This is a genomic window from Fulverythrobacter fulvus, assembly GCF_037154085.1.
Lineage (GTDB): Bacteria > Pseudomonadota > Alphaproteobacteria > Sphingomonadales > Sphingomonadaceae > Andeanibacterium > Andeanibacterium fulvum.
Genome location: NZ_JBANRM010000002.1, coordinates 717,007 through 734,254 on the forward strand (window position 1 = coordinate 717,007; position 17,248 = coordinate 734,254).

The window sequence follows — 17,248 nt, forward strand, 5'->3', positions numbered from 1 at the left end:
CACCGCTAAGCGCCTCTGGGCGTTATGGAAACGCCTCCGAAGCTCCCTTGCAAGGATTTACAATGGCTTTCGAACTTATCGACCTTCCGTTTGCGAGCGACGCGCTCGAACCGGCGATCTCCGCCAAGACCTTCTCGTTCCACCATGGCAAGCACCACAAGACCTATGTGGACAGGACCAATGCCGCCATCGAAGGCACCGACATGGCCGGTGACGATCTCGAAACCGTGATCGCCAAGGCGCGCGGCAGCAACGCCGGGCTGTTCAACAACTCTGCGCAGGTGTGGAACCACGGCTTCTTCTGGTATTCGCTGTCGCCCGAAGCGACTGCACCGGAAGGCGATCTGGCCGCGAAGATCGATGCGGATTTCGGTTCGCTCGACGCGCTGAAGGAAAAGCTCGCCACGGTCGGCGCCGGTCACTTCGCCTCGGGCTGGGTGTGGCTGGTCGACGAAAACGGCAAGCTGGTCGTCAAGGATTCGCACGATGCGGAAACCTTCGCCGATCAGGGCGGCAACCCGCTGCTGGTGATCGACCTGTGGGAACACGCCTATTATCTGGACCACCAGAATGCGCGCCCTGCCTATCTCGACAAGGTGATAGCGCAGCTCAACTGGGGCTTCGCGGCAGAGAACCTGGCTCGCGGTTCGGCCTGGAAGTACCCGGCCTGATAGTCAGGCCTTGAGTGACCCGGCCGGCCGGAACCTTGCGGTTCAGGGCTGGCCGGGCTCGCCTGCCAGCGCACCCGCCTCTGCGGCGGGTCCGGCGGGCGGATCGACCGGGTTGAGCGGGAATAGCGGCTCCCCGAACAGGAAGCCCAGCAGGTTCGGCCTGCCGAGATGGTCCACCACGGCGGTCAGCGTCAGCAAGATCGGCACCGACAGCAATGCGCCGGGCACGCCCCAGATCCACGAGAAATAGGACAGGGCGATCAGGATCAGCACCGGGTTCATGGTGAAGCGCGCGCCCAGGATCGCGGGCGTGATCACGTTCGATTCCACCGTGTGCAGCCCCAGATAGATCGCCGCAGGCACCATGCCCCACAGCACCGTGTCCGCCGTGCCCAGCCCGAACAGGGTCAACACCCCGATCATCACCAGCGGCCCGATATAGGGCAGGAAGTTCAGCAAGGCGGCCAGCCCGCCCCACATGATCGGGGCTTCCATCCCCAGCGCCCAGGCGCCGAAGGCCACGATCCCGCCCACGCCGGCATTGATGACGGTAACAGTCAGGATATAGGCCGCGACCCGGTCCTGCACGTCGCGCATCACCCGTGCGGCCTTGACGCTGGTGTTGATGGAGGCGTGATGCAGCTGCACATGGTGGCGCATTCGCCCGCGTGCCTCGATCATGAAGAAGGCCATCAGGAAGGTCAGCAGAACTTCCAGCACGACGCTGGGCGTGGCGAAGGCCACTTCCTCGAGGAACGATGGGCTGGCGAGGACCACTTGCGGCCCGCTGCGATGACCGGCGATTTCCGCCAGCTGCTCATTGAGCTTGTTCACCCAGGCGAGGCTGCCGCGCAATTGGCTGAATTGCTGGCCCACCGTCTCCGCCATGGCCGGCATGCGGTCGAACAGATCGACGGCCGGGCTCAGGATCGTCACCAGCGCGACCACCAGGATGGCGATGAACAGCAGCATCGACAGGAACGATGCCAGCACATTGGGAATGCCGAACGATGCCAGCCTGTCCGACAGGGGGGAAAGCACGATGGTCAGGACGATGGCCGATACCAGCGGCAGGAACACCACCGAGCCGATCGAGAGGACGAAGGGCAGGGCCAGGAACAGGCCGATCGCGATCAGCAACACCAGCGCGGAAATCAGCCGCAATTCCTGCGCGGCAAAGGCCAGCGTTCGGCGGCGCGGAGCACCGTCGGGACTGGCGCCGGGGTCGGAATGCTGCGGTGTCGGGCTGCTGGTCTTGTCGGAACTCATCCACGCTCGCCCCTCCCTGTGGGCGGCGTTGCTATCATTGGCGCGCGTTGCCCTCCCGGTCAATCGGCCGGTTAATCGTCGCAGGGCCGGTCAGTCGTTTGAAAGATCGTTCGCCCCGCCGGGCACTCCGCCCGAAACGCTGTCGAGTTCTTCCAGAATCGCGCGGTGGGCCTCCGCATCGCTCGTGCTTCGGCGGGGAATCCTGCCCTCCTCGATCATCGCGCTCAGCGCGGCACGGGCGCGGCCTACGCGACTCTTGATCGTACCCACGGCGCAGCCACAGATCTCGGCCGCTTCCTCGTAGGAGAAGCCGCCCGCGCCCACCAGCAGCAGCGCCTCGCGCCGTTCCGCCGGCAGGGTCTGCAGCGCGCGGTGCAGGTCGCCCAGATGGACCGGTTCTTCCTGGTCTGCCGGGGCAGTGAGGATGCGCTCGGCCAGGCCCTCGTCATATTCGCCGCGAAAGCGCGCGCGGCGCATGTCCGTGAGATAGGCGTTGCGCAGGATCACGAAGGTCCAGGCGCGCATGGACGTGCCCGGCTCGAACCGGTCGCGCGCGGCCCAGGCCTTGAGCAGGGTTTCCTGCACCAGATCGTCTGCCAGATCAGACCTGCCGCACAGCCCGCGCGCAAAGGCGCGCAGATGGGGGATGACGTTGGTCAACTCTCGCTTGAAGCTGTCGCCGGCGCTCCTGCCGGACTTTTCGGAGCCGTCCCTGCTCATGACTGATCGTCGTCCAGGCGAGACAGCAGGTCCTTGAAGGCGTCGGGCAGGGGCTCTTCCACGACCGAATCGTAGAGCCGCTTCAGCCCATCGGCCCATTCGGGCGGCTTGCCCTTGGCCTGTGCTGCGGCTCGTGCACCTGCCCTGGCGGTGCGGGTCTTGCCCTGTTTTGCAGATGCGGGCTTTGCGTCTGCCTTGCCGGGATTATCGCTGCGTTCTGACATTGGGCGCTGGGTGCTCCGGCAGGCTGGGTCTCTTTGGCGGGCGGGGCTGGGAGTGCCTTTCCGGAACCTAATCCGGTTGGTCCGTGTTTCCCGCTTGGTACCTGCAAGTGAGTAGGGCAGCGGCGAAGAGGGTGCAACGGTGAAGGCCCAGCGCTAGAAGCCGGGGGCAGGGCGGGCATAAGGGCGTTTGTTTGGCACGGTTTTTTTCCCCGAAGAGCACGACGCGGCGCTGGCTGGTGCAGTTCCCGCGCGCCGTGCCGCTGGCGATCTTCGCCCTCGTCATGGCCGTGACGCTGATGGCCTGTTACGCGATCGAGCGGGTGGAACAGCGCAGCGAGGCCGCCCAGTTGCGCGAAAGGGCAGGCGCCATTGCCTCCGCGCTTGAAAGGCGCGCCAATGCCAACGCCGCCTATCTGCGCGCTGGTGCCGCCTTGTTCGGCACGCTGGAGAATTCGCAGGCCGATCATTTCCGCCGCTTCGTGAGCGAATTGCGGCTCGATACCGATTTTCGCGGGGCTGACGGCATTGGCTGGGCCCAGAGGGTCGATCCGGCGCAGGTGGAGGATTTCGACCGGCTGGTGATGCTGGAATATGGCGAGGACGTTCATATCCGCCCGGCCATCGTCCCCGGGCAGCCCTATGCGGTGCCGGTAACGCTGCTGGAACCCGATACCCAGCGCAACCGCCGTGCCCTTGGCTATAACATGTATACCGAACCGACCTTGCGCGCGGCGATGATCGAGGCGGAGCGGACCGCGCGGCCCAGCGCCAGCGGCAAGGTCTCGCTGCGTCGGCAGGGGCGCGACAGCGGTGCCGGGTTCCTGATCTACATGCCGGTGTTCGAAAGTGTGCCGGGCGGGGCAAGGCTGCGGGGCTTCGTCTATTCGGCCTTTGTGGCACAGGATTTCCTTGCCTCGGCACTGCTTATCGCCTCGCGCGGGGACCTCGGCATCAAGCTGTATGACGAGGTGGTGAGCGATGACCGGCTTCTGGCTTCGATCGCTTCGCCCCAGCCCGGCATGCTGAATGTGCGCGAAGGAGTGACCATCGCTGATCACCAATGGGTGCTGGAAGTGACGAGCGCGCGCGGCTCCCTGCTTTCGCCGCTTTCGGTGGCGACACTGGTGTTCGGGCTGGCGGTTGCCCTCCTGCTCGCTCTTCTGGCGCGAATGCTGACTCAGCAGGCGAAGGAAGACGGGGCCCGGCTCATCTGGTTCGAAGAGCAGAACGCGATCCGCGATTCGCTCACTCGCGAGCTCAACCACCGGGTGAAGAACACGCTGGCCAATGTGCTGTCCATCGTCGCGCTTACCCGCAGGCGCGCCACTGATCTGGACGAATTCGCCGAAGCGCTGGAGGGGCGTGTCCGCGCCCTCTCCGCCACGCATGATCTGCTCACTCAGTCCGAATGGGGCGCGACCCCGATCGGTTCGGTAGTGGAGGCGGAGCTGGCGCCCTATGCGCGCGATTGCGGGCCGGTGATCGAACTGGACGGGTCGCAGATCGAACTGGCCCCCAACGATGCTCTGTCACTGGGTCTTGCGATCCACGAGCTGGCCACAAATGCCGCGAAATATGGCGCGCTGAGCCAGCCTGGGGGCAAGCTGTCGATCCGGTGGGAGCAGGCAGACGGCAAGGCGCGGATCGAATGGGCGGAATCCGGGGGGCCGCCGGTCCCATCCGAGCGCAAGCGCGGCTTCGGCATGGATTTGATCGAGAAGATCGTGGCCCATGAACTCCGGCATCCGGTGGATTTGCGCTTCGATCCCGAAGGAGTGAAATGCACTCTGGTTGTGCCGGTGCGGGAGGCGCATTTCTTCGAGCTGAAGCGGCGCTTCTGACCCGAAATTCGGCGGATCAGTCTACCGGCCGGCTCGAACCGAAGAACAGCGCCTGGCTGATCGCCGCCCTGACACTCGCTTCGGTGAACGGTTTGGTGATGAGATAGGTAGGTTCGCGGCAGCAGCCGGTCAGCAGCCTTTCGGGATAGGCGGTGATGAAGATCACCGGCACTTCGCCCAGCGCCAAAATATCGTCCACCGCGTCGAGACCCGAACTGCCATCGGCCAGTTGGATATCGGCCAGAACCAGCCCCGGCATCTCTTCGGCGGCCACCGATTGCGCCTGGCTTCGGGTGGCGGCAGTGCCGGCAATGTCGTGGCCCAGCGAGCGGACCAATTCTTCCAGCTGCATTGAGATCAGCGGCTCGTCCTCGATGATGAGCACGTTGGAGGCGGTTTCGCGCGCGATATCGCCAATCGCCTCGCGCACCAGTTCTTCAACCTCGCTCACGGGCCGATCGAGAATGTCCGAGGTCTGCGTGGGGCTGAAATCCTCCAGCGTGGTCAGCAGCAGCGCCTGTCTGCTGAGGGGAGTGATCTTGCGCAATTGCGCCTGCGCCGCTGCCTCATGCAGACCGGATGGTTCATCCTGGCCGGCCGCTGCGGCCATTGCCGAGGACCAGACGAGGTTGAACGCGCGGTAGAGCGCCACCCGTCCACCTTCGAGCGAGGCGCGAAGCTGGGGATCGGCGACGGCCGTTTCCAGCATGGCACGCACATGTGCATCGCCCAGTTCCTGCGATCCGGTAAGCGCCCGCGCATAGCGGCGCAGAAATGGCAGATCGGCGGCGACCTTGTTACCCAGCGACATCGGACCCTTTCCCGAGCAAAAAGGCAGCCGATTTGCGCCGTTATCCGGCAAGGCAGCCCATTGGCGCCAGTCTAGACCGGGGATCGCCAAACGATAATGCCAAAAATTTGCAGCCTCTGGCATCGAGGGCGGGAACCGGGACGCGGCCCGTGCATTTACGCCTTGTCACCGCCGAGACCCCCCTCCCGTCCAAGCGGCTGGTGATACGATCCCGAAAGGTCCCCGTTCCGCAAGGACGGGGGCCTTTTTTTGGACGGCTCCCGCCGCCAGGAGGGCGGTTCAGCCCGCCAGCGGCTTCTCGAAAATCCAGTAATCCTTGTTGACCTTGCTGCCGATGGCATCGGCAATGGCGTTCATCCCCTGATTGTCGTCAAGGATCCAGCCGATCTCGCTGCGCTCGGTGCCATAAGTGCCCACGGCCACGCGGCGGATATATTCAATCATCATGAAAGCGAGTTGGCTGGCCATGCGCGAGGATTGATATTCCTTGAGCACGCCCATCAGCGGCACGCGCATGGTGCGCGGCTTGGGCTTGCGAATCCACAGCAGCAGCCTGAGCCAGCCGAAGGGGAACAGCTTGCCGTTGATCGCCTTGATCACCTCGTTGGCATCGGGGAGCGTGAGCATGAAAGCCACGGCCTTGCCGTCCAGTTCCGCGATCATGTTCACGTCGGGCCGGATCAGCGGTTTCAGCTTCTTGGCCGCATAGCGGATTTCGGTATCGGTGAAGGGCACGAAGCCCCAGTTCTTCGACCAGGCATCGTTGAGGATGTGGATCACGATCTGCACGTCGCGCTCGAAATTGGCGAGATCGAGTTCGCGGATATTGATGCGGGGATTGCGCTCACCCATTTCCACGATCTTGTTGACCAGTGGGGGGAAACCGCCCGTCACGTCCAGATCGTAGGTCTTGAGGCTCATGGCCTTGGTGTAGCCGTAGCTTTCGATCCAGCCCTTATATTCCGGCCGGTGGTGGCCCATCATGATCGCGGGCGGGTGATCGAAGCCCTGGACCAGCAGGCCCGGTTCTTCCCAGATGGACTGGCTGATCGGCGCCAGCACGCGGTGCATGCCCTGCTGCTTCAGCCAGCCTTCCGCAGCGGCGATCAGCGCGTGGCAGGTGGCCTCGTCGACCGCCTCCATATAGCCCCAATTGCCGGTGCCTGGACCCATGCCCTGTTCCACCGGCTGGCTGATGGCGAGATGATCGATATGGGCGGAAATACGCCCGACCACTTCGCCGCCACGCCGGGCGAGGAACAGTTGCATGTCCGCATGTTCGTGGAACGGGTTCTTGCCGGGGGTCAGCAGTTCCACCATTTCGCCCTTGAGCGGGGGCACCCAGTTCGGGTCGTCCGCATAGATACGCCAGGCCAGGGCGATGAAGGCATCGAGGTCCTTCTTGCCGGATACGGGAGAGATAACTACGTCAGTGTCAGCCACGGCCATTTCCTTGATGCGGAGCGGTCGGCAGAGAATATGGCGCTGCCCGCTTGTCAAGCGCGGGGTGCGGGAGAAGCGGGGGCAGAACGACATGTTGCTGCCACTATTGTGTACCATGGGCGCAACCGGATACCGCATATGACAGCGCACGAAACTATTGAAGTCCCGCCCGCCGCCCATCCCGCTTCCGCAGCGGAGAGGGCCCGGATTCCCGATGACATGGAGATGCTGCGCGCCGCGGCAGAGCTGACGCGTGACATCAACACCGCGCGGCCGGACATCTACTGGCCCGACATGCTGATTTCCGCCGCGCTCGGCTATGCCGCGCTGGCCGGGGCGATCCTCGTCTCCAGCCCGTGGCTGGCGGCCGGGTTGGGCCTGTTCGCCTCGCTCGCCCTCTATCGCGCGCTGCTGTTCATTCATGAACTGACGCATATCCACAAGAATGCGCTGCCCGGCTTCCGCTTCGCGTGGAACCTGCTGGTCGGCATTCCGGTGCTGACGCCCAGCTTCATGTATGAAGGCGTCCACACGCTGCATCATGCCCGCACGCGTTACGGCACGGCGGAAGACCCGGAATATCTTCCGCTGGCGCTGATGAAGCCGTGGTCGCTGCCATTGTTCATCCTGGTGGCGCTGCTGGCGCCGCCGGCCCTGATCCTGCGCTTCGGCATTCTCAATCCGCTGAGCGTGATTTTCCCGCCCCTGCGCAAATTCGTGTGGGAGCGTTTTTCGGCTCTCTCGATCAATCCGGACTTCCGCCGTCGCCCGCCCGAAGGCGATTTCGCGCGGATGGTGTTCTGGCAGGAACTGGGCGCGACCCTGTGGGCCATGGCGCTGATCGCCAGCATCTTCGTGCTGGGGTGGAAGCCCTTGCTGGTGGCCATGGCGGTGCTGTCGCTGACCGCAGTGCTTAACCAGCTGCGCACTCTCGTTGCCCATCTGTGGGAGAATGAGGGCGATGCGATGACGGTGACGGCGCAATATCTCGACTCGGTGAACGTCCCTCCGCCGAGCCCGTGGGCTGAGCTGTGGGCACCGGTGGGCCTGCGCTATCATGCCACGCACCACCTGCTGCCCAGCCTGCCCTATCACTCGCTGGCCGAGGCAAACCGCCGTCTGGTGGCGAAGCTGGGCAATGATTCGACCTACACCCGCTCGAACTATCCCGGGATGGCGATGCTGGTGATGCGGATCGCGAAGAGCACGATGGTGCGAGGGCGCTGAGGCGCCTCGCTACCTGCCTATTCTTCCGTCCTGATCAGCACTGTCTCGCCCACCAGGGCGAACAGGAAGAACGGGGCCCAGGCGGCCAGCAGCGGCGGGTAACCGCCGAAATTGCCCATCGCCAGCGCGGCATTGTCGACCACAAAATAGGCAAAGCCCAGTGCCATGCCGATCACGGCGCGCAGGAAGAGCTGGCCCGAGCGTGCAAGGCCAAAGGCCGCCACTGCGCCCAGCAGAGGCATCAGCGTGGCCGAAAGCGGGCCGGAGAACTTGTGCCACCACTTGCTTTCCAGCTCGCTGGTACGGCGGCCGGATTCCTTCAGCAGGCTGATCGATTCACGCAGCTCGACCGCGTCCTGCGAGTCGCCGTTGACCTTGCTCAGCGCCACATTCGTGGGGGTGAGGTCCTTGGCTACCACCATCGGGCCCAGCTTGCTCGTGGCGGCGGTTTCCACGTCGAAGCGCGTGGACGAATCCAGCAGCCAGCCCGGATTGGCATAGGTCGCGCGCGGGCTGCGCAGTTGCTCCTCGATCATGCCGTTACGGTCGCGGACATAGAAACTGACATTTTCCAGCACGGCATCCGCGCCCCTGCCGGTCAGCGAGCCCGCCGTGAGGATATTCATCCCGTCGGCCATGTAGATATTGGTTCGAACGCCCGAATCCTTCGGGATGGCGCCGTAATCGACATCCTGCCAGGCATCGAGCGTAGCCGTGGCGCGGGTCACCACCCGTTCGTTGAAGGCGAAGCTCGCCAGCGAGACGACAAAGGCGGATATCAGCAGCGGTGCCAGCACCTGATGGGCAGACATGCCCGCCGCCTTCATCGCGATCACCTCGCTGTTCTGGTTGAGCGTGGCGAGGGTCAGGATCGTGGCCAGCAGCACCGAATAGGGCAGGAATCGTGCGACCAGTTGCGGGAAGCGCAGCGAGACATAATGCCACAGCTGCGCCTCGCCATTGCCGGGAAAGCCCAGGATCTTGCCGCTCTCGCCCAGCAGGTCGAGCATCTGCAGCACCAGGACCAGCATCAGCAGCACCGCCAGGATGCGTATGACGAATGTCTTGGCGAGGTAGATTGTCAGCGTGCGCGAAGGGAAGAAATCAAGCCGCATCTTCGGCCGCCTTCATCTGGTGGGAATGGCGGCGGCGCACCAGCGCCTTCAGCCGCTTGGTCAGTTTGGCGAACAGCGTTTCCAGCGCACCGATCGCCTGGGCGCCGGGGACGAAGGCCACACGGTAATACATCCAGATGATCAACGCCGCGAAGAGCACGAAAGGCACCCACAGGGCGATCACCGGATCTACCCGGCCCAGCGCGGCGACCGACTGCCCGTATTGGTTCACCTTGTGATAGGCGACGACCATCACGATGGAGACGAACACGCCGAGCGAGGAGGTGGAACGCTTGGGCGGGATCGCCAGCGCCACGGCCAGGAACGGCAGCAGGAGCATCATCACCACTTCCACCATGCGATAGTTGAAGCTCGCCTGGCTTTCTGCGCGCGCCGCGCCGGATGAATCGTCCGCCCATCCGATGCGCAGCAATTCGGGCAGGATATATTCCTTGTCCTCCCCGCCGCGCTGGCGGAACTGTTCTATCGCCGGCAGGTCGATCGGCAAATCGTGCGAGGAGAAGCTCAGCACGCGCGGAGTCGTCCCGCCCGTATCCTGCACGATTGTGCCGTCGGTCAGCCGCAGGATGATTGTGTCGCGGTTTTCCTTGTTCGCAAGGAACCGCCCCTCACGCGCGGAAATGGACAGGACCTGGCCCTTATCGTCCGCGACGCGGGCGAAGATGCCGATCAGCTTGGTCCCTTCATCCTCGCTCTTCTCGATCCGCAAGGCCATGCGGTCTTCCAGCGTGGTGAACTCGCCCACCTTGATCGAAGCGCCCAGCGCGCCGGTGCGCAGCTCATGCTGAAGCTCGGCATAGTAATAATGGGCATAGGGTTGGAGATAGCCGACGATGGCGAAATTGAGCGCCACCAGCGCGAAGGTGATCAGGAAAGGCACGCGCAGCAGGCGCGTATAGCCCAGGCCTACGGCCCGCAGCACGTCTAGCTCGCTGGAAACAGCCAATGTGCGGAAGGCCAGAAGGATGCCCAGCATCAGGCCCAGCGGAATTGCCAGGCTTGCATATTCGGGCAGCAGATTGGCCAGCATCTTGAACACGATGCTTACCGGCCCGCCTTCTGTCGCGACGAAGTCGAACAGGCGCAGCATCTTGTCCAGCACCAGCAGCGATGCGGCGATGACGAACACCGCCAGCATCGGCGTGAGAACCAGCCGGAAGATATAACGGTCGATGGCGGTGAGGAATTTCACTTGGTCGAAGCGTCTTTCGCGGATTTGGACCTTACCGGCGCATGGCTTGGGACAGTGCCCGTGATTGAGACTCCTTGCCGAGAATCCGGCAATTAGGCAAGAAAGGTTGGCTGCCGCCAGCGCATTCGCCCATGCGGCCGGGAGGAAATCGATGACCGGACGAGCGACCACGCACCGTGAACGCCATACCGTGGACCGGATCGGCTGGCTGCGCGCCGCCGTGCTGGGTGCCAATGACGGAATCGTCTCCACCGCCAGCCTGATCGTGGGCGTGGCCGCGGCTTCCGCGGACAAGGGCCCGGTGCTCGTTTCCGGCATCGCCGGCCTGGTGGCGGGCGCCATGTCGATGGCGGCGGGCGAATATGTCTCGGTCTCGAGCCAGTCCGACGCGGAAGAAGCCGATCTGGCGCGGGAAAAGCAGGAACAGGCAACGATGCCAGAGGCCGAGCATGACGAACTGGTGGGGATTTATGCCGCGCGCGGCTTGCCGGCGGACCTTGCCGAACAGGTGGCCACAGCGCTGGAGCAGGCCGGCACGCTCAAGGCTCACCTGCGGGACGAACTGGGCATCGTGGACATGACACGCGCCCGGCCGGTGCAGGCGGCGCTAACCTCGGCCGGGACCTTCTCGGCCGGGGCAGCCCTGCCCTTGCTGGCTACAGTGCTGCTGCCCTTTGCCAGCGTTCCGATCGGCGTGTCGGTCGCTTCGCTGCTGTTCCTGATGGTGCTCGGTGCGCTTGGCGCGCGGGCGGGCAATGCGCCGGTCGGCAAAGCCGTGGTGCGAGTGGTCTTCTGGGGTGCAGTGGCGATGGCCGCGACTTACGGGATCGGGAAGCTGTTCGGCGCCAGCGTGTCCTGACGCGGAGATCGCTAGGCGGCGCTGAGCCTCAGGCCTTTAGGCCTTTTCCAGCGTGCATTGCAGCGGGTGCTGATTCTCCCGCGCGAAGTCCATCACCTGATGGACCTTGGTCTCGGCCACTTCATAGGGGAAGATGCCGCACACGCCGACGCCGCGCTGGTGGACGTGAAGCATGACGCGAGTGGCCTGTTCCAGATCCATGCGGAAGAAACGCTTGAGGACCATCACCACGAATTCCATCGGGGTGTAGTCGTCATTGAGCATCAGCACCTTGTACTGGCTCGGCTTCTTGGGCTTGGCCCGGGTGCGAGTGGCAAGGCCGACCTGCCCGGCACCGTCAGTGCCGCCATCGTCCGCGGCGCCCTCATCCTCGCCCGCGCGCGGCGCAAGCTCCGCCACGAAGGGAAGATGCGCAACGCTCATCGCGTCCGCTTCAGGGGCGGCAGGAAGCTTCATAGGGCCTGAATATCGTATCGGCGGGCGAGGCTGCAAGATGCGCTGCCGCAAAAAGTGCTCCGCAAGGCACGGATAGTGGCCGAAGAAGCCTGAAAGTAAACGAGCCGGTCGGCACTAGGCCAACCGGCTCGTCTCGCCGCACCGCCGATGGAGAGGAAGCCGGCGGGGCGAAATCCGCGTAAGCTGCGCGTCAGGCGGCAGCCTTGGAAATCTTGTCGGCCGCCAGGCTCATGCGGCTGGAAAGCGGAGCCATGCTCTCATTCGCAAGCTTGACCATCGCTTCGCTCGACTTGGAACCGAAGGCGACCATGGAGTCGAAATTGCGGCGCATCAGCTTGCCCTGAAGCTGGAACAGCTCGGTGGGCGACTTCACGGCGGCCATTTCCTTCATATCCGCAGTGATGGTCTCGAAGGCCGACTTGGCTTCCTCGACATAGGTCTTGCCGATTTCCTGCACGCCCTCGGACAGGATCTTGCCGCTTTCGACCAGGGCTTCGACATTGCCCTTGGTGAAATCGCCGAACTCGCCGGCCATTTCGCTGCTCTTCTCATAGGCAGCCTTGGCGCGGGTCTGCATCTCGCTCATCGCATCGGTCATGGGCTTGGTGAAATCGGTGGTCTTGGCCATGATGAAAATTTCCTTCGCTTCGAAAATGGGCTTCTTTGGGGCGGGGGCTCTCTTCGGAAGCACCTTCTCGGTTGCGTTTTTTGCCGGTTTGGCAGCGATTGGCGCCGTCATCGGCTTGGGCGGCCTTGCGGCCGGTTTGGGTTTTGCGGGAACCTTTGCCTTGACGGTTGCCGGGGCCTTGGCGGCGACCGGCTTTGCCCTTGCCGCCGGAGCCTTCGCTGCAGCCACAGGGGCTTTGGGCGCAGGCTTTGCCTTCGGCGCCGGTTCGGCCTTTGCCGCTACGGGAGCGGGCGCGGCCTCCACCGCCGGGGCGGGTTCGGGTGCCTTGGCCGGTTCGGCCTTGTCCGGGGCAGCCCCGGCTGCGGCGGCATAAGCCTTTTCGGCGGATTCAGCGGCCTTGTCGGCTTCGTCAGCCATAGGTTCCTGGTTCCTGCATTAGGGGCCTTCCGGCCTCATGTTGCAGTGCACAAAATAAGACTTGTGCGTCCAGAGTCAAGGATTTTTTGTGCAGTGCACAATATCCGGAATGGACTGAGTACCGCAGGGTTACCCTACGGCACTCTGCCTCTATGGCCGCAAAAGGCTACCGCATCGTGACATAGCGGCCGGGCGCGTCCTCGATCACTTTGTCGCCCTTGCTGCCGGGCTTGCGCTTGCCCTTTGCGGGCACTCGCGTCTTGTCCTGGCGCTCCAGCCACTTGATCCAGTCCGGCCACCAGCTGCCGGGATGTTCCTTCGCGCCTTTGCGGAAGCCGTCGAGATTCTTGAACCGGCCTTCATGGGTCCAGAACTGGTATTTGTGAGCATCGGGCGGGTTCACAACACCTGCGATGTGGCCGCTGCCCGCCAGCACGAAGCGCACCGGGCCCTTGAGGAACCATGTCATGCGGAACACGCTTTCGGCCGGGGCGATGTGATCTTCCCTGCCTGCCTGGATATAGGCCGGGGTCTCGATCAGGGTGAGGTCGATCGGCGTACCGTCCACGCTCAGCCTGTCAGGCAGGACCAGCAGATTGTCGCGATAGAGGTCCTGCAGATATTCGATGTGCCATTTGGACGGCAGGTTAGTGACGTCGCCGTTCCAGTAGAGCAGGTCGAAGGCGGGATAGTCCTCGCCCAGCAGGTAATTGTTGACCACGTAGTTCCAGATCAGTTCCGGCCCGCGCAGCAGGTTGAAGGTCGCCGCCATGTAGCGCCCGTCGAGAAAGCCCTTCTGGCTGGCCTGCCTGATCATGTCGAGCTGGGCATCGTCCACGAATACCTTGAGATCCCCGGCCTTCTCGAAATCGACCTGAGCGGTGAAGAAGGTGGCGCTCTTCACCTTGTCCGCTTCGCCGCGGCGGGCGAGGATCGCCAGCGTGGCGGCCAGAGTGGTGCCCGCCACGCAATAGCCGATCGCATGGACGCTGGGCACTTTCAGCCGCGCGCGGATATGCTCGATCGCGTCGAGCTGGGCGCGCACGTAATCGTCCCAGGTCACATCGGCCAGGCTTTCGTCGGCGGACTTCCAGCTGACCATGAAAGTGGTCACGCCCTGGTCGACGGCCCATTTCACGAAGCTCTTCTTCGGATTGAGGTCGAGGATATAGAAGCGGTTGATCCAGGGCGGGAAGATCACCAGCGGCGTTTCCAGAACCTCTTCGCTAGAGGGCGAATACTGGATCAGCTGATAAAGTCGCGTCTCGTGCACCACCTTGCCGGGGGTGACAGCGATGTTCTCCCCCAGCTTGAAGGCAGTCGCGTCGGTATGGGTAAGCTGGCCCTTCTCGAGGTCGGATGCCAGGCGGCTCATCCCCTTGACCAGATTCTCCCCGTGCTTTTCCATTGTGCGTTCCAGCACGACCGGATTGATCATCGGGAAATTGGCCGGGCACATCGCGTCCACCATGGTGCGCGTGGCAAAGCGCAGCTGATCGCGCTCATGGGGCTTCAACCCCTCTGTCTCGTCCACCAGCTTCATCATCTGGCGAGCGAACATCAGATAGCTCTGGTGGATCAGCGCGAAGACCGGCTGTTCACGCCATTTGGGGTCGGCAAAGCGGCGATCATGCAGCGGCAGGTTCGGCTCGTGCTTTCCGTCCTTGTCTTCGGCCTCTTCAGCACTCTTCGCCTTGGGGCCGATGCCGTACTGGCCCAGCACCTCTTCCCAAAGCTCCATCCCCTCGCGCCACATTTCCTGCTGCTTTTCGGGATTGGCGATCGGCACCTGGCGATAGAAAGCGGCCAGCGCTTCCCACCATTCGGCGGGATTGGCCATCATCGGGGGCAATTGCTCCGGCAAGGCCTGCTGTTGCTGGAACTTCAGCCACATGTCCTGCCATCCAGCGGCTGCCTCGCCCATGGTATGCGCCCATTGCTCGATCTCTTCGCCGACCGGCAGCGGACGGTCCGCATCGGGCAGGAACTGGCCGAACATGGCCCAGGCGGCTTCTCCCTGGGCCTTGAGCATTTCAGTGTAGAGGCGGGCGGAATCGTCGTCGGACGTGCTGCGGCGTGCCATGCCTTACTGCATAACGGCAATTGCCGAGAATGTGAGCCCAAAAGCGCCTCGCAACACCGATTGCGAACACATCAATTGCGCGAAGCGCACGATTCCTCCACAATTGCGCGCGCGGCAATTTCGCCGCGTTAATTTTTTTGGATTGAATGAGGTCATGGAAGACGAATTCTACCGCATCAAGCGACTGCCGCCCTATGTCATCGCCGAAGTGAACGGCATGCGCGCAGCAGCACGAGCGGCGGGGCGCGACATCATTGACCTCGGCATGGGCAATCCGGACCTGCCGCCGCCGCAGCACGTGATCGACAAGCTGTGCGAAGTGGCCCAGAAGCCCAGCGCCCATGGCTATTCGCAGTCCAAGGGCATCCCGGGCCTGCGCAAGGCCCAGGCCAATTATTACGGCCGCCGCTTCGGCGTGGATCTCGATCCTGAAACCGAAGTCGTGGTGACGATGGGTTCGAAGGAAGGCCTCGCCAGCCTCGCCACCGCGATCACCGCGCCGGGCGACGTGGTGCTGGCGCCCAACCCCAGCTACCCGATTCACATGTTCGGCTTCATCATCGCCGGGGCCACCATCCGCTCCGTGCCGACCACGCCGGACGAGAATTACTGGCGCGCGCTGGACCGGGCGATGGCCTTCACCGTGCCGCGGCCCAGCGTGCTGGTGGTGGGCTATCCCTCCAACCCCACGGCCGAAACGGTCGATCTGGCGTTCTATGAACGGCTGGTCGCCTGGGCGAAGGAGAACAAGGTGTGGGTCCTGTCGGACCTTGCCTATTCCGAGCTTTACTACGACGGCAACCCCACTCCCTCGATCCTGCAGGTCAAGGGCGCGAAGGATGTGGCGGTGGAGTTCACCTCGCTCAGCAAGACCTTCTCGATGGCCGGTTGGCGCATTGGCTTTGCCGTGGGCAACCAGAAGCTGATCTCGGCCCTGACCCGCGTGAAGTCCTATCTCGATTACGGTGCCTTCACGCCGATCCAGGCAGCGGCCTGTGCCGCGCTGAACGGGCCGCAGGACATCGTCCAGCAGAACCGCGAACTCTATCACAAGCGCCGCGACGTGCTGGTGGAGAGCTTCGGCCGTGCCGGCTGGGACATTCCCCCGCCCAAGGCGTCCATGTTCGCCTGGGCGCCGCTTCCGCCGGCGCTCAAGGAAATGGGCAGTCTGGAATTCTCCAAGCAGCTCCTCACCCATGCGGACGTCGCCGTCGCGCCGGGCGTGGGCTATGGCGAGGATGGCGAAGGCTATGTCCGCATCGCCATGGTGGAGAACGAGCAGCGCCTGCGCCAGGCGGCACGCAACGTGAAGCGCTATCTCGCCTCCATGGGCGTGAATTCCAGCGCCGCATGATCGTGCTGCGGTCTCGCCCGTCGATGCCCATCGGGGACTGGCGGCATTGCGGGGCCGCGGGATGATCCAGTCGGTCGGGGAGGCAGGCCGCGTCACCATTGCCCTTGAAGAGGGCGGGGTGGCGCAGGTTCGCCTCGCCCGGCCCGACAAGCTCAATGCGCTCGACCGGCCGATGTTCGAGGCGCTGGTCGAGGCGGGCGAAATCCTCGCCCGTATGCCCGGCCTGCGGGCAGTGGTTCTGGCGGGCGAGGGCAGGGCCTTCTGCGCCGGGCTCGACCTTGCCAGCTTTGCCGGCTGGCCGGGCCCGGAAGCGCCGGACATTACCGAGCGCACGCATGGCATTGCCAATATCTACCAGCATGTCGTTCTGCAGTGGCGACAATTGCCCGTGCCGGTGATCGCCGCGATTGCCGGGCCATGCCTGGGGGGCGGCTTGCAGATCGCCAGCGGGGCGGATTTCCGCGTCGCCTCTCCCGATGCGCGCCTTTCGATCATGGAACTGAAGTGGGGCATCATCCCCGACATGGCAGGCTTCGCCCTGTGGCGCGGGCTGGTGCGCGAGGATGTGCTGCGCGAACTGATCTACACCGCCCGGGAACTGACAGGCGAAGAGGCGCAGGCCCTGGGGCTGGTGACGATCCTCGACCCCGATCCGCTCGGCCGCGCGACCGCCATCGCGCATGAAATCGCGAGCAGGAACCCCCATGCGATTCGCAAGGCAAAGCACCTGGCCAATGTCTGCCATGACCTTACGGTTGCCGAGATCCTGCTCGAAGAATCCCGCGGTCAACACGAACTGATCTATTCGAAGAACCAGCTTGAGGCTGTTATGAGCCAGCTGCAGGGCAGGGCGCCGAGATTCGACGATCCCTGACCGCAATAAAAGCATAAGGCACCGGAAAACGATAGCAGGCTAG

The 17,248-nt window shown here is 63.8% G+C and carries 16 protein-coding genes; 6 read left to right on the plus strand and 10 right to left on the minus strand.

Translation table 11 applies throughout. From position 1 onward, the window contains the following. Positions 1-62 precede the first annotated feature (62 nt). Positions 63-671 carry a superoxide dismutase gene (locus WFP36_RS09375; RefSeq protein ID WP_336979934.1) on the plus strand — a complete coding sequence of 203 codons (609 nt, stop codon included), beginning with the start codon at positions 63-65 and terminating at the stop codon, positions 669-671. Between the two features lie 42 nt (positions 672-713). Here the strand turns inward: WFP36_RS09375 and WFP36_RS09380 are convergent, their stop codons facing one another. The 3 genes from WFP36_RS09380 to WFP36_RS09390 all read right to left on the minus strand — a co-directional run bounded on the left by WFP36_RS09380 (position 714) and on the right by WFP36_RS09390 (position 2,884). Then, positions 714-1,940: an AI-2E family transporter gene (locus WFP36_RS09380; protein ID WP_336979935.1), complete on the minus strand. Its 1,227-nt coding sequence runs from the start codon at positions 1,938-1,940 to the stop codon at positions 714-716. 90 nt (positions 1,941-2,030) lie between these two features. Next, entirely contained in the window at positions 2,031-2,660 is a 630-nt protein-coding gene (locus WFP36_RS09385) for a sigma-70 family RNA polymerase sigma factor (RefSeq protein WP_336979936.1), read from the minus strand. Beyond that, complete coding sequence (locus WFP36_RS09390; RefSeq protein ID WP_336979938.1) at positions 2,657-2,884, minus strand: NepR family anti-sigma factor; 228 nt, start codon at positions 2,882-2,884, stop codon at positions 2,657-2,659. Before WFP36_RS09390 ends, WFP36_RS09385 begins: the two co-directional genes overlap by 4 nt. Positions 2,885-3,075: 191 nt before the next feature. Here WFP36_RS09390 and WFP36_RS09395 point away from each other — a divergent pair, with 191 nt between their 5' ends. Next, positions 3,076-4,725, plus strand: coding sequence for a CHASE domain-containing protein (locus tag WFP36_RS09395; protein ID WP_336979940.1), 1,650 nt, complete (start codon positions 3,076-3,078; stop codon positions 4,723-4,725). Positions 4,726-4,741: 16 nt separating this feature from the next. Here the strand turns inward: WFP36_RS09395 and WFP36_RS09400 are convergent, their stop codons facing one another. Together WFP36_RS09400 and WFP36_RS09405 are read right to left on the minus strand one after the other, a co-directional pair. Continuing rightward, positions 4,742-5,536, minus strand: a complete 795-nt coding sequence (locus WFP36_RS09400; RefSeq protein ID WP_336979941.1) for a response regulator — start codon at positions 5,534-5,536, stop codon at positions 4,742-4,744. A gap of 279 nt (positions 5,537-5,815) precedes the next feature. Further along, positions 5,816-6,979, minus strand: a complete 1,164-nt coding sequence (locus WFP36_RS09405; RefSeq protein ID WP_336979943.1) for an N-acetyltransferase — start codon at positions 6,977-6,979, stop codon at positions 5,816-5,818. Between the two features lie 138 nt (positions 6,980-7,117). Between WFP36_RS09405 and WFP36_RS09410 the strand changes: the two genes are divergently transcribed. After that, positions 7,118-8,206 carry a fatty acid desaturase family protein gene (locus WFP36_RS09410; protein ID WP_336979945.1) on the plus strand — a complete coding sequence of 363 codons (1,089 nt, stop codon included), beginning with the start codon at positions 7,118-7,120 and terminating at the stop codon, positions 8,204-8,206. Positions 8,207-8,223: 17 nt separating this feature from the next. Here WFP36_RS09410 and lptG read toward each other — a convergent pair whose 3' ends face one another. Both lptG and lptF read right to left on the minus strand, forming a co-directional pair. After that, positions 8,224-9,321: an LPS export ABC transporter permease LptG gene (lptG, locus tag WFP36_RS09415; protein WP_336979947.1), complete on the minus strand. Its 1,098-nt coding sequence runs from the start codon at positions 9,319-9,321 to the stop codon at positions 8,224-8,226. Then, positions 9,311-10,534: an LPS export ABC transporter permease LptF gene (gene lptF / locus WFP36_RS09420; protein ID WP_336979949.1), complete on the minus strand. Its 1,224-nt coding sequence runs from the start codon at positions 10,532-10,534 to the stop codon at positions 9,311-9,313. The genes lptG and lptF overlap by 11 nt, the downstream gene beginning before the upstream one ends. A gap of 151 nt (positions 10,535-10,685) precedes the next feature. Here lptF and WFP36_RS09425 point away from each other — a divergent pair, with 151 nt between their 5' ends. Then, positions 10,686-11,393, plus strand: coding sequence for a VIT1/CCC1 transporter family protein (locus tag WFP36_RS09425; RefSeq protein WP_336979950.1), 708 nt, complete (start codon positions 10,686-10,688; stop codon positions 11,391-11,393). Positions 11,394-11,429: 36 nt separating this feature from the next. Here the strand turns inward: WFP36_RS09425 and clpS are convergent, their stop codons facing one another. The 3 genes from clpS to WFP36_RS09440 form a co-directional block, all read right to left on the minus strand. Further along, on the minus strand, positions 11,430-11,849 hold the full coding sequence (gene clpS, locus WFP36_RS09430; RefSeq protein WP_419716626.1) for an ATP-dependent Clp protease adapter ClpS: 420 nt from the start codon (positions 11,847-11,849) through the stop codon (positions 11,430-11,432). 190 nt (positions 11,850-12,039) lie between these two features. Continuing rightward, on the minus strand, positions 12,040-12,894 hold the full coding sequence (locus WFP36_RS09435) for a phasin family protein (RefSeq protein WP_336979951.1): 855 nt from the start codon (positions 12,892-12,894) through the stop codon (positions 12,040-12,042). 166 nt (positions 12,895-13,060) lie between these two features. Continuing rightward, positions 13,061-14,977, minus strand: a complete 1,917-nt coding sequence (locus tag WFP36_RS09440) for a PHA/PHB synthase family protein (RefSeq protein ID WP_336979953.1) — start codon at positions 14,975-14,977, stop codon at positions 13,061-13,063. 154 nt (positions 14,978-15,131) lie between these two features. Here WFP36_RS09440 and WFP36_RS09445 point away from each other — a divergent pair, with 154 nt between their 5' ends. Together WFP36_RS09445 and WFP36_RS09450 are read left to right on the plus strand one after the other, a co-directional pair. Then, a complete protein-coding gene (locus WFP36_RS09445; RefSeq protein WP_336980052.1) occupies positions 15,132-16,331 on the plus strand; it encodes an LL-diaminopimelate aminotransferase in 1,200 nt (399 codons plus the stop codon). Positions 16,332-16,392: 61 nt separating this feature from the next. Further along, positions 16,393-17,205: a crotonase/enoyl-CoA hydratase family protein gene (locus tag WFP36_RS09450; protein ID WP_336979955.1), complete on the plus strand. Its 813-nt coding sequence runs from the start codon at positions 16,393-16,395 to the stop codon at positions 17,203-17,205. Positions 17,206-17,248: the final 43 nt, after the last annotated feature.